This is a genomic window from Brucella tritici, assembly GCF_008932295.1.
Classification (GTDB): domain Bacteria; phylum Pseudomonadota; class Alphaproteobacteria; order Rhizobiales; family Rhizobiaceae; genus Brucella; species Brucella tritici.
Genome location: NZ_WBWA01000002.1, coordinates 273,421 through 285,030, shown reverse-complemented (window position 1 = coordinate 285,030; position 11,610 = coordinate 273,421). Strand labels below are relative to the sequence as shown.

The following is an 11,610-nucleotide window of genomic DNA, read 5'->3' as shown; positions in this document are numbered from 1 at the left end:
GCTTAAACCGCCAATACGGTTCCAAGCAAGTCTGTCTGTAACAAGCGGTATTTATTATCAGAATAAAACCGCTTCATTGTTTTGTCTTTGTGGCATTATGCGCCGTTAGGTATCAGCTTCCGTCTGTCGTTGTCTCCGCCTTGGCATTTGCGACAGGCTTCGGTTTCTCAATCGGAAAGAACGTATAGGACAGCGTGATCGTCTTGACGTCCTTCAGATCGGGATCGTTGACGATCTCCGGATCGACAAAGAACACCACCGGCATTTCCATGTCCTCGCCCGGCTTCAAGGTCGTATCCGTGAAGCAGAAGCACTCGACCTTGTTAAAATAAGCCCCAGCCCGGCCCGGCGCGACGTTGAAGCTTGCGCGGCCATAGGTCGGCTGATCGAACAGGTTGCGTGCTTCATATTTGATCATCGTCGTTTCGCCAATGCGAACCGTAACCTCACGCTGCACGGGCTTGAAATCCCATGGCAGCCCGTTGGCCGTATTCGCGTCAAAACGTACCTTGATGGTCCTATCGAGAATCGTATCGGAGTACTGTTCGACACGCTGTGTCGTGCCGCCATAGCCCGTCACCTGACAGAAAATACGGTATAGCGGCACAGAGGCGTAGGCCGCACCGATCATGCAGACAAAGAACGACAGGCAAGCAAAAGCAATCGTCGCGTTGGAACGCTGCTGCTTTTTCAGCTTCTGATCTTTTTCCTGCTGATCCGCCATTTTTTCCTCCCAGATAAAATTTAAAGCGGCCGTACCAGAATGTTAGCGCCCAGCTTGGCAATCGTGCCGACGTAAACAAGCAGCACAAACAGAGCCAGTGCTATTGCCAGCCCCCAGGAGCGATTGCGCTGGGCTCGCTTCTGCTGCTCCGTCGGAACGATCAGCTCCAGTTCGCTATCCACCGGCTTCTGTACGGTTTTATCCATTAGAACACTCCAAAGGCGACCAACGCCTTCATGACCAGCGTCTCGACAAGCAGTACCGCAAACAGTCCCGACAGGTAGAGCAGCGAAAAACGAAACAGCTTGCGGGCAGCAGCCAGCATTGCTGGCTGCGATCCGGCAGCCCAAAGCCGCCATGCATAATAAACGAAAGCCAGTCCGAGCAGCGTCGAAACCGCGCCATAGACAGGGCCAGCAAAACCGAGCACCCAAGGCAGAACCCCAACCGGTGCCATAATGATCGAATAGAATAGCGCCTGACGACGGGTCGAAAGCTCACCCTTGACGTTCGGCATCATCGGAATGCGCGCCGCTTCGTAGTCATTGGCTGAAAAGAGCGACAGCGCCCAGAAATGCGGAGGCGTCCACAGGAAGATAATCATGAACAGAACAATGCTGTCCCAGGTGATTTCGCCTGTCGCAGCCGCCCAACCGATCATCGGAGGGAATGCGCCTGCCGCACCGCCGATGACGATATTCTGTGGCGTCGAGCGCTTCAGCCACATCGTGTAGATGACCGCGTAGAAAAAGATCGTGAATGCCAGCAGCGCTGCCGCCAGCCAGTTGACCATCAGACCAAACGTAACCACCGAGAAGGCTGACAAGGTCAAACCGAAGGCCAGAACCTGATTGGGCGCAATGACGCCAGCCGGGATAGGCCGGTTGCGCGTACGCTTCATGACCGCATCGATATCCGCGTCGTACCACATGTTCAGCGCGCCGGAGGCACCTGCGCCGACTGCGATGCACAGGATGCTGATAGCAGCCAGTACAGGGTTCATATGTCCCGGCGCGACCACGAGACCGACCAGCCCGGTGAAGACCACAAGGGACATCACCCGGGGCTTCAAAAGAACAAGGTAATCCCGCGCAGTCGCCTCGGAGAGAACGAGTGCGTCATCGGTGCCTGCGTTTTTTTCCACCAGAGACATTTTAACTTCAAAAACCTCAAGTTCACCGGCCCGAACACCACGCCCCTACAGCGTGGATCGGCACAATCACAACAATGTCCTCCCGGAAACCGTTCTGTTCCCGCCGGAAATGCCGTGCTTGATGGCCGACTTTTCGTCTACCGGCGACGGGCGGAACAGAATGTCGCCCGCCCATAGCACATTTTGTAAAGATGGGCGAAGTCTTTTCCCGACTCCGCCCATCGCACAATTACTTGATACGCGGCAGCTGTTCCCACTGGTGGAACGGCGGTGGCGATGAAAGCTGCCATTCCAGTGTGGTTGCGCCTTCACCCCACGGGTTTGCACCGGCTTCACGCTTCTTCGCGAATGCCTCGAAGACATTGTAGAGGAAGATCAGGACGGCGAAGCCCGAAATGTAGGAGCCGTAGGACGACACCATGTTCCAGCCTGCATACGCATCCGGATAGTCGATGTAACGGCGCGGCATGCCAGCAAGACCAAGGAAGTGCTGCGGGAAGAAAACCAGGTTCACGCCAACGAAGGTGACCCAGAAGTGCAGCTTCGCCGTGAACTCATTGTACATGTAGCCGCTCATCTTCGGGAACCAATAGTACCAGCCCGCGAAGATCGCAAACACCGCACCCAGCGACAGAACGTAATGGAAGTGCGCCACAACGTAGTAGGTGTCGTGCAGTGCACGGTCGAGACCGGCATTGGCAAGCTGCACGCCTGTCACGCCACCAACCGTAAACAGGAAGATGAAGCCGATTGCCCACAACATCGGTGCGCGGAAGGTGATCGAACCACCCCACATCGTCGCGATCCACGAGAAGATCTTGATCCCTGTGGGAACCGCGATGACCATCGTCGCGAACACGAAGTAACGCTGCGTATCGAGCGACAGGCCGACCGTATACATGTGGTGAGCCCAGACGACGAAGCCGACGACACCAATCGCGACCATAGCGTAAGCCATGCCGAGGTAACCAAAGATCGGCTTGCGCGAGAAGGTCGATACGATGTGGCTGACAATGCCGAAGCCCGGCAGGATCAGAATGTACACTTCCGGGTGCCCGAAGAACCAGAAAAGATGCTGGTAAAGGATCGGATCACCACCGCCGTCCGGGGTGAAGAAAGTCGTTCCGAAGTTACGATCGGTCAGCAGCATGGTGATGCCGCCTGCCAGAACCGGCAGCGAAAGCAGAAGCAAGAACGCCGTCACCAGCACAGCCCAGGCAAAGAGCGGCATCTTGTGCAGCGTCATGCCCGGCGCGCGCATGTTCAGGATCGTCGTAATGAAATTGATCGCGCCGAGGATCGACGACGCACCCGAAATGTGGATTGCCAGAATGGCAAAGTCCACAGCTGGTCCGGGCTGACCCGAGGTCGACAGAGGCGGATACAGCGTCCAACCGCCGCCAGGCCCCCAGCCACCGGGCGCCGAAGGCATGAACAGCGAAATCATCAGCAGCAACAATGCAGGCGGCAGAAGCCAGAACGAAATATTGTTCATGCGCGGGAAAGCCATGTCCGGCGCGCCGATCATCAGCGGCACCATCCAGTTGGCAAAACCACCGATCAGTGCCGGCATGACCATGAAAAAGATCATGACCAGAGCGTGCGCAGAGGTGAACACATTGAACATCTGCTTGCCGGCATCAAGCGCAGCATCGCCCTCAACACCGTAGACCATGGACGCCAGCCCATGGAAAATCTGAATGCCCGGCTCCTGGAGTTCGGCGCGCATCGCGATGGACAGTGCGCCGCCGATGATACCGGCGATGATTGCAAAAATCAGGTACAGGGTACCGATGTCTTTATGATTGGTCGAGTATACCCAACGAACCCAGCCGTGCGGCTTGTGGTCGTCGTGGGCACCATGCTCGTGAGCTGCTGTGCCAGCCATGGAATTCGCTCCCGTTTTTCAACAGTCTTGGCGTTTGGGATCAGAGACCCGCCGCAGCCACCTTATCGTTTGCGCCACTTTCAACAGCGGCCTGAAGTGCTTTGTTCGCGCCGTTCAGATCCGATCCCGCAGCGGCGATCCAGGTCTGATACTGCTCCTTCGAGACAACGCGCACGGCGATCGGCATGAAGCCATGATCCTTGCCGCAAAGCTCAGAGCACTGACCGTAATAAAGGCCTTCCTTGTCCGCCTTGAACCAAGCTTCGTTGATGCGACCCGGAACGGCATCCATCTTCACGCCGAAAGCCGGGATCGTCCACGAATGGATCACATCGGCAGCGGTGACGAGGAGGCGAACCGTTTCACCAACCGGAACCACGACTTCATTGTCGACGGCGAGAAGACGCGGATAACGCGCACGGTCCTCTTTTCCGGCAGCAGCGCGATCACTGTCCTTCAGCAGAAGGGCATCAAAGCTGACCGGATTATCGATCTGATATTCGTAACCCCAGTACCACTGGTAGCCCGTTGCCTTCACCGTCAGCGTCGGATCCTCAGGCGAATATTGCGCCGTCAGAAGCTGGAAAGACGGCACCGCCAGGAACAGAAGAATGATCACAGGCCCGATGGTCCAGATCACTTCAATAGCGGTATTATGGCTGGTTTTGGATGGTTCCGGGTTTGCACTCGCGCGAAAGCGAAACACGACCCAGAGCAACAAAAACAGAACCAGCAAGGTAATTGGAATGATGAACCAGAGCGTATAACGCTCAAACCAATGAATCTGCTCGGCAATTCCAGTCGCTGCGTCCTGAAATCTCCATTCCCAGGGACGGGGCTGATCCGCAAAAGCGGCACCAGTCGTCCACAGCACTGCAAGAGCACCGCCGAAGGCGCCCTTCGTTGTGGCAACAATCTTATCCACCAGAACTCTCTCCCTTTTCGCCCTTTCGAGCTGGACGCCGGACGCTAAAGACGGCCGCATCCCCCGTCGGCGTTCAAACCACACCTTAGCGCACACCGCAAGGAAGGCGAATATGTTCCTGTGCGGCATTTTTGCGCGCAGCCCGCATAGTGGAGGATAGACGTCTGCGTTGATTCAATGTGCGAGGGCCGCTGGTTCTCACCGTGAAAACTTGGGAAAACCGCACGAAACCCATAATGAAGCCATGATTTGACAAGACGTTTCTTTTAACGTGCCGCGTGACAATCGATGCAACAGACGGTATCACCGTTGCTATGATGGCCAAGACCGTTAAACGCCAATCACGGCGCTTTTCATGGCCAATGCAGCGCGTTAACGTCCCGGTGATTCGATCTGGAGATTTCATGACTTTTCGCATGCTTGCCCGCCGCACGATCAGCCAGCGCCTCGCAACTCTAGCAACAGGCGTCAGCTTGACGCTTGCCGTTGCAACGCTTCCTTCGGTTGCTCAGGACACACCGGCACAGTTACAAACCCCGCAAGAAGCTCCCGCGGCCCAGTCGCAGGCAGCTCCGCCCAGCCCTCAGCAGAGCGGCAAACTCAAGTCGCAGCACGGTGCGTGGTCAGTTCTCTGTGATACGCCCGCTGGCGCCAAAACGGAACAGTGTGCGCTGATCCAGAACGTGGTCGCAGCAAAGCGCCCTGAACTGGGCCTTTCAGTTGTCGTTCTCAAAACGGCAGACAACAAAGCCCGCATTCTCCGCGTGTTGGCCCCGCTCGGCGTTTTGCTGCCTAACGGACTTGGCCTCAATGTCGACGGCAAGGATATCGGTCGCGCCTATTTCGTCCGCTGCTTCGAAGACGGCTGCTACGCCGAGGTGATCCTTGAGGATGATCTCCTCAAGACATTGCGTTCCGGCAAGGCAGCTACCTTCATCGTCTTCCAGACACCGGAAGAAGGCGTAGGCATCCCGGTTGATCTGAAGGGGTTTGGTGAAGGCTTCGACGCCCTCCCCTAAGAACTATCGATATTCCGGCGCTGGCGGGCTGCAAACCGCATCCCGCTGCGCTTCCAGTGCTCATGTATCCTTAAAGTACACTCCGCTTCGGTTCTCGCGGCCCACAGTTTTCGCCGTGCCATCACCAGAATCTCAACAGTTCTTCATCGCGTGGTTGTTCTTAACCGGTTTAAGGCTTACATCCTGCAGCAAACACATGCTGCAGGATGTATTTTTATGAAAAGCCTGATCGACAGTTTCGACGCTAGCCGCGACGATATCGAACGCCTTGTCGCCCAAAGCCTGAAAGGCAGCGACGATGGCGAGCTCTTCGTGGAATATCGCGAAGCGGAAGCGCTTGTTTTCGACAACGGCCGCCTCAAGACCGGCTCATTCAATCAGGACCAAGGCTTTGGCCTGCGCTCGGTCGCAGGCGAAGCCATCGGTTATGCTCATGCTGGCGATCTTTCGCTTGCTGCGTTGAAACGCGCATCTGACGCTGTTTCCGCAACCTTAAAGGGCTATGGTGGAAACTACGCGGCGGCGCCTGCCGGCACCAACCGACACCTTTACACGGATGAGAACCCCATCGGTTCACCGTCATTCGACGCGAAAGTGCAGCTTTTGCAGCAGGTTGATGCCTATCTGCGCGCCAAGAACCCGAAAGTACGTCAGGTTTCCGTTTCACTCGCAGGCTCGTGGCAGCAGGTCGAAATTCTGCGTGCCGACGGTAATTTCGTGCGCGATATACGGCCCATGGTACGCCTGAGCGTTTCTGTCGTGGCTGGCGATGGCGACCGTCAGGAATCGGGTTCGCATACTGTTGGCGGACGCAAGGGGTTCGGCGAATTCATCACCGCCGAAAGCTGGCAGCACGCAGCAGATGAGGCATTGCGTCAGGCGCTCGTCAATCTTGAAGCTATCCCTGCCCCGGCAGGTACATTCGATATCGTTCTCGCCAATGGCTGGCCGGGCGTCATGCTACATGAAGCTGTAGGGCACGGGCTGGAAGGCGACTTCAATCGCAAAAAAACATCGGCCTTTGCGGGTCTGCTTGGGCAGAAAGTTGCTTCCAAGGGTGTGACAGTCGTCGATGACGGCACTATCGCGGAGCGACGCGGTTCTCTCACAATTGACGATGAAGGCACGCCGACCAATCGCACCGTGCTGATCGAAGACGGCAAACTCGTCAATTATATGCAGGATCGCCAGAATGCGCGCCTTATGGGCATGGAAGCGACCGGCAATGGACGCCGAGAATCCTATGCTCACGCGCCCATGCCGCGCATGACGAACACCTACATGCTTTCCGGCGACAAGACGCCGGAGGAAATCATCGCCTCCATGAAGAAGGGTATCTATGCCGTTTCATTTGGCGGTGGTCAGGTGGATATCACATCCGGCAAGTTCGTGTTCGGCTGTACGGAAGCCTACATGATCGAGGACGGTAAGGTCGGCGCGCCCATTAAAGGCGCAATGCTGATCGGCAACGGTCCGGATGCCATGCAGCGGATTTCGATGATCGGCAACGACATGAAGCTTGATACCGGCAGCGGCAATTGCGGCAAGGGTGGCCAGTGGGTTCCCGTCGGCGTCGGCCAGCCACATCTGCGCATGGATCAGGTAACGGTAGGCGGCACGGCTGTATAAGAGCTATTCCGCTTATCAGCGTCATCTAACTTGCAGACACAGGGAGTAAAGTGCAGGTTACGGACTATGGCCTGCACAGCGATATTCGATGCCAGGCCAATCTGGAGAGAGGAATGCCTGAATCGCCTTACGACTGGACGGGCAAGCAAACGGAGAAGCGCGACCGGCAGAAGCGTATGCTGGTCGTGACAGCCATTACGATGGGCGCACTCATTCTTGTCCTCGGCATGGTGGACGGCCTGCTGATCCTGTTGGGCTGACATGCTGCCCACCTACGAAATCGACTGTGCTGGTGTTGAAAATCCCGATGAGCTCTGGCAGCGCTATCTTTCGGCCGTTCCCGCCCAAGACCCGGAGTCCTTCGGCTATACACTCGACTCATTCTGGGACGCTGTGCAATGGCAAGGTCCGGGCTGGCCTGGTGAATGCGAACTGGTGTTCAGGAATACCGAATCTCTAGGCAAGCTGACAACACGTGGCGGGAAGCCGTTTCTCGATGCCTTTCGGCAATTGGTTGCCGACACGGATCGTGTGGCAATCAAGCTGGAGTGAACGGATTTACTCTGCCGTTCCGGTGTTCTTATCGTAATCAGCGGAAGCTTTCACAAGCGCATCGATATCATCCGCGCAAAGATACGCTGTCATCGCATCAAATTTCTTGTCTTCCCACTTGTAAATTCCGAGCCTCAAAAGCGTATCGACCGTAGCTGCCGGAAAACGGGAGCGAATTGGGGCTGCAGGATTGCCAGCCACGATAGTGTAAGCTGCAACGTCTTTGGTGACGATGGCACCTGACGCAATAATTGCGCCTTCCCCAATAGTGACCCCGGGCATAATCATGGAGCGCATTCCAAGCCATGCCCCATCCCCGATAATGGTGTCACCATTTCCCTTGTAGGCATCGAGAATGACATCTGGAAAAGGATAGAGGCTGAACCAGTCCGTGCGATGCGTGTGGTTCCCACCCATCAGAATGACCGCCTCTGCGCCTATACAAACGTAGTCGCCAATATAGAGCTGATCGACAGACCATTGGGATTCCCAGGCCTTCAGACTGTATTCGTCGCCATAAAGATAACGAACCACGCTCTCTTCAAACGAACCCGTCCAGGCATTGCTGTAATAGCTATGCTTGCCACGCACATGAATATTCGGGTTCTTTACCGTCTCGTGAAGCAGTTCCACGATCGACCAATGCTTGCTTTTTGCACTTGCAAACGACACGGTTAAGGCAACTTTCCAGAATTTATATTGCCGGATCTTCTTCCAGCAAACCTGTTACAAAATCGAACAGGCCCGGGCGACGATCACGGCGAAGACGTTCAGCCTCGATGATCGACTTGACCGCGGCAAAGGAGCGATCAAGATCTTCATTGATGACTATATAATCGTACTTCACCCATTTCTGGATTTCAAAGCGGGCATTCTGCAGGCGGGTCTCAATGACGTCGGCTGTATCTTCCGCACGACGGTTCAGGCGCAGTTGCAGTTCGCGCATCGTTGGTGGCAGGATAAAAATCGAAACCACATCAGCTGGCATCTTCGCTTGCAATTGGTCTGCGCCCTGCCAGTCTATGTCAAAGAGCATGTCCTGACCGTCAGCCAGCGCGATTTCAGCCGTTTCGCGCAGTGTGCCATAAAAATTGCCGTGGACCTCAGCCCATTCAATCAGCTCGTCATTGTCACGCAGGCGTTCAAATTCACGGATCGTCTTGAAATGATAATGGACGCCTTCGATCTCGCTCGGGCGGCGCTGACGCGTCGTCACACTGATCGACAGCGAGAGGTTCATCTTCTTATCTTCCAGCAACAGCCGGGCAATGGTGGACTTACCGGCGCCGGATGGCGACGAGATCACCACCATTAAGCCTCTACGTGCGACGCCATTTTCAACCGAAGAGATGGCCATGATACCTGTTACTCCAGATTTTGTACTTGTTCGCGAAACTGATCCACGACTGCCTTCAGTTCCAGACCGATGGCTGTGATCGACGCTGCATTCGATTTAGAACACAGTGTATTAGCTTCACGATTAAATTCCTGTGAAAGAAAATCGAGCTTGCGCCCGACGGGACCACCGTCCTCCAGAAGCTTGCGGGCGGATGCCACATGGGTCTCCAGCCGGTCAAGCTCTTCCTGAATGTCGGCCTTGGTCGCAAGAAACGCCGCTTCCTGATAGAGTCGCGCTTCATCAAGTTCGCGGGCGGCATCCAGCAGCAGCGCCACCTGTCCGGCGAGGCGGGTTTTGATCGCGTCCGTGCCGCGTGATGGGTCGCGACGTGCATTCGCGGTCAGGCACTCTATACTGTCAACATGAGCGGAAAGAATGGTGAAGAGAGCTTTTCCCTCCTGCATGCGCGCATCGGCAATTGCCTTGAGTGTCCCCTCAAAGCCGGAAACGATGGCAGCTTCCAGTTCACCGCGTTCGTCTTCGTCATCAGCCATCTGCGCCTGATCGATGATACCACGCAATGAAAGAATGCCGTCTACGCTGGCGGGGGCCAGTCCGTGCTTCGCCTGCAAATCCGCACCGAGCCTCAGGACCTCCGCGAGCATGGTCTGATTGATACTGAAACCGGCCTGCGTCTCACTGCGTTCCACACTGAGACTGGCCTGAAAATTACCGCGCGAGAAATGACGCGCCAGCATGGAGCGTACCGGATGTTCGGCAGCTTCCAGTCCTTGCGGCAGACGCAGCCGAAGGTCGAGCCCCTTGCCATTGACGGAACGCACTTCCCAGACGATGCGCGCCTCTCCGCCTTCCATGGCATGTTGCACGGCATGGCGTGCAAATCCTGTCATGCTTTGGAGCGCCATGCGTTCCATCCCCTCAACTCACGCCCGCGACAGTGCGGACTTACTCTAAAAATCAAGCCGAAGCCGGTGGCAAACACCGGCTTCGGTTACACATTCTCACATCAACCAAGGTCATAGCGAAGCGCTATTGGCCTGCATTCTGGCCCGAACCCTGGTCTGTATTGCTGCCGCTATTGTTCTGTTGTTCCACAGAGCGCCACTTGCGGACATTGGCGTTATGCTCCTGCAGCGTCTTCGAGAACACGTGACCACCGGTGCCATCGGCTACGAAGTAGAGGTCTTCCGTATCCAGAGGATTAGCGACGGCTTCCAGCGCAGCCTTGCCAGGATTGGCAATCGGCGTCGGCGGAAGGCCGTTGATCACATAGGTATTGTAAGGGGTTGGCTTTTCGATGTCCGACTTGAAGATCGGTCGGTCAGAAGGTTTGCCAGCCCCGCCGAACAGGCCATAAATAATGGTCGGATCGGACTGGATGCGCATGCCCTTCTTCAAACGATTGACGAAGACCGAGGCAACATGCGGACGTTCCGACGCGATGCCGGTTTCCTTTTCCACGATCGAAGCCAGCGTCACGAATTCGTTCTTGTCCTTGACCGGCAGGTCGGGGTTACGCTTTGCCCAGGCCTCATCCACGAGCTTCTTCTGGGACGCAACCATACGATCGATGATTTCCGAACGCGTCGTGCCGCGCGTGAAATTCAGCGTATCGGTGAAGAGCGAGCCTTCCGGCGGCATGTCCTTGGGCATGTCGCCAACCAGCGTCGGATCAGCCGAGATACGGTCGAAAATTTGCTTGACCGTCAAGCCTTCCGGAATGGTCAGCGGATACATGATGGATTTGCCACTGATGAGGATATTCATCACATCGCGCATCGAAGCACCCGCCGGAATGGCGTATTCGCCGGCCTTCAGATCATTTTCATGACCGAGCGTCCGCATACCGTAGCGGAAAATACGCGCATCACTGACGATTTCGCGGTTTTCCAGACTATTAGAAACTTCGGCAATACCAGCGCCGCGCTTGACGAGAAACGTCGTTTCAGCCGTGAGCGGACCTTGCCCGTCAAACTGCATCTTGCCGAAATAAAACAGGGCTGACGCGCCGAGCAGAACAAGCACGACGAGCGACAGCATGAAATTCATGAAGACGACGATCTGGCTGCGCGCATGGCGCGAACGCTTGCGCGGCGGCGGTGTTCCCGGCTCGGGACGCAGAGCTTCAGACGCGGATTTCGGCACGAACGGCTTTGACGTCGCATTCGTTTCCTGCGTCGCGCCCTTGGGCTGCTCGTCTGCAGGGGGAGTTCCGGATGGCGCCTCTGAATTCACTCAATCACCTCGGTCCAGAGTATTTCGATGATTCAAACCAAACCAGGAAAAAGACTCTGTCTATCTATTTTGGCGAACCTCTCGACACATTGTGCCGAATGCCCGCCCATAACGGCTTTTTGCAC

13 protein-coding genes are annotated in these 11,610 nt (G+C 56.0%); 4 read left to right on the top strand and 9 right to left on the bottom strand.

The annotated features are described in order from the left end of the window. Window positions 1-112: 112 nt before the first annotated feature. The 5 genes from F9K91_RS03590 to coxB form a co-directional block, all read right to left on the bottom strand. On the bottom strand, window positions 113-724 hold the full coding sequence (locus F9K91_RS03590; protein ID WP_151677184.1) for a cytochrome c oxidase assembly protein: 612 nt from the start codon (window positions 722-724) through the stop codon (window positions 113-115). Window positions 725-744: 20 nt separating this feature from the next. Beyond that, a complete protein-coding gene (locus tag F9K91_RS03585; protein ID WP_061345153.1) occupies window positions 745-930 on the bottom strand; it encodes a hypothetical protein in 186 nt (61 codons plus the stop codon). Continuing rightward, window positions 930-1,877 carry a heme o synthase gene (locus tag F9K91_RS03580; RefSeq protein ID WP_151677183.1) on the bottom strand — a complete coding sequence of 316 codons (948 nt, stop codon included), beginning with the start codon at window positions 1,875-1,877 and terminating at the stop codon, window positions 930-932. The genes F9K91_RS03585 and F9K91_RS03580 overlap by 1 nt, the downstream gene beginning before the upstream one ends. A gap of 229 nt (window positions 1,878-2,106) precedes the next feature. Next, complete coding sequence (ctaD, locus tag F9K91_RS03575) at window positions 2,107-3,765, bottom strand: cytochrome c oxidase subunit I (RefSeq protein ID WP_061345151.1); 1,659 nt, start codon at window positions 3,763-3,765, stop codon at window positions 2,107-2,109. A 40-nt stretch (window positions 3,766-3,805) separates the two neighbouring features. Then, window positions 3,806-4,690 carry a cytochrome c oxidase subunit II gene (gene coxB, locus F9K91_RS03570; RefSeq protein ID WP_151677182.1) on the bottom strand — a complete coding sequence of 295 codons (885 nt, stop codon included), beginning with the start codon at window positions 4,688-4,690 and terminating at the stop codon, window positions 3,806-3,808. Window positions 4,691-5,094: 404 nt separating this feature from the next. Between coxB and F9K91_RS03565 the strand changes: the two genes are divergently transcribed. The 4 genes from F9K91_RS03565 (at window position 5,095) to F9K91_RS03555 (ending at window position 7,890) form a co-directional block, all read left to right on the top strand. Continuing rightward, window positions 5,095-5,709: an invasion associated locus B family protein gene (locus F9K91_RS03565; protein WP_109986174.1), complete on the top strand. Its 615-nt coding sequence runs from the start codon at window positions 5,095-5,097 to the stop codon at window positions 5,707-5,709. A 216-nt stretch (window positions 5,710-5,925) separates the two neighbouring features. After that, on the top strand, window positions 5,926-7,338 hold the full coding sequence (tldD, locus tag F9K91_RS03560) for a metalloprotease TldD (RefSeq protein ID WP_151677181.1): 1,413 nt from the start codon (window positions 5,926-5,928) through the stop codon (window positions 7,336-7,338). 113 nt (window positions 7,339-7,451) lie between these two features. Continuing rightward, complete coding sequence (locus tag F9K91_RS25880) at window positions 7,452-7,598, top strand: hypothetical protein (RefSeq protein ID WP_167522167.1); 147 nt, start codon at window positions 7,452-7,454, stop codon at window positions 7,596-7,598. Window position 7,599: 1 nt separating this feature from the next. After that, window positions 7,600-7,890, top strand: coding sequence for a hypothetical protein (locus F9K91_RS03555; protein WP_151677180.1), 291 nt, complete (start codon window positions 7,600-7,602; stop codon window positions 7,888-7,890). A 6-nt stretch (window positions 7,891-7,896) separates the two neighbouring features. Here the strand turns inward: F9K91_RS03555 and F9K91_RS03550 are convergent, their stop codons facing one another. The 4 genes from F9K91_RS03550 to mltG form a co-directional block, all read right to left on the bottom strand. Further along, window positions 7,897-8,562, bottom strand: coding sequence for a CatB-related O-acetyltransferase (locus F9K91_RS03550; protein ID WP_151677179.1), 666 nt, complete (start codon window positions 8,560-8,562; stop codon window positions 7,897-7,899). Window positions 8,563-8,584: 22 nt separating this feature from the next. Next, window positions 8,585-9,247 carry a guanylate kinase gene (gene gmk / locus F9K91_RS03545; protein ID WP_151677177.1) on the bottom strand — a complete coding sequence of 221 codons (663 nt, stop codon included), beginning with the start codon at window positions 9,245-9,247 and terminating at the stop codon, window positions 8,585-8,587. A gap of 8 nt (window positions 9,248-9,255) precedes the next feature. Further along, window positions 9,256-10,155: a YicC/YloC family endoribonuclease gene (locus F9K91_RS03540; protein WP_151677176.1), complete on the bottom strand. Its 900-nt coding sequence runs from the start codon at window positions 10,153-10,155 to the stop codon at window positions 9,256-9,258. Between the two features lie 124 nt (window positions 10,156-10,279). Beyond that, window positions 10,280-11,485, bottom strand: coding sequence for an endolytic transglycosylase MltG (mltG, locus tag F9K91_RS03535; RefSeq protein ID WP_151554229.1), 1,206 nt, complete (start codon window positions 11,483-11,485; stop codon window positions 10,280-10,282). Between the last annotated feature and the right edge of the window lie 125 nt (window positions 11,486-11,610).

Bases quoted from the DNA above. Each gene is read 5' to 3' on its own strand.
- gmk (WP_151677177.1), bottom strand. From the start codon at position 9,247: ATGGCCATCTCTTCGGTTGAAAATGGCGTCGCACGTAGAGGCTTAATG.
- ctaD (WP_061345151.1), bottom strand. From the start codon at position 3,765: ATGGCTGGCACAGCAGCTCACGAGCATGGTGCCCACGACGACCACAAG.
- F9K91_RS25880 (WP_167522167.1), top strand. From the start codon at position 7,452: ATGCCTGAATCGCCTTACGACTGGACGGGCAAGCAAACGGAGAAGCGC.
- tldD (WP_151677181.1), top strand. From the start codon at position 5,926: ATGAAAAGCCTGATCGACAGTTTCGACGCTAGCCGCGACGATATCGAA.
- F9K91_RS03590 (WP_151677184.1), bottom strand. From the start codon at position 724: ATGGCGGATCAGCAGGAAAAAGATCAGAAGCTGAAAAAGCAGCAGCGT.
- F9K91_RS03555 (WP_151677180.1), top strand. From the start codon at position 7,600: ATGCTGCCCACCTACGAAATCGACTGTGCTGGTGTTGAAAATCCCGAT.
- F9K91_RS03585 (WP_061345153.1), bottom strand. From the start codon at position 930: ATGGATAAAACCGTACAGAAGCCGGTGGATAGCGAACTGGAGCTGATC.
- F9K91_RS03540 (WP_151677176.1), bottom strand. From the start codon at position 10,155: ATGGCGCTCCAAAGCATGACAGGATTTGCACGCCATGCCGTGCAACAT.
- F9K91_RS03565 (WP_109986174.1), top strand. From the start codon at position 5,095: ATGACTTTTCGCATGCTTGCCCGCCGCACGATCAGCCAGCGCCTCGCA.
- F9K91_RS03580 (WP_151677183.1), bottom strand. From the start codon at position 1,877: ATGTCTCTGGTGGAAAAAAACGCAGGCACCGATGACGCACTCGTTCTC.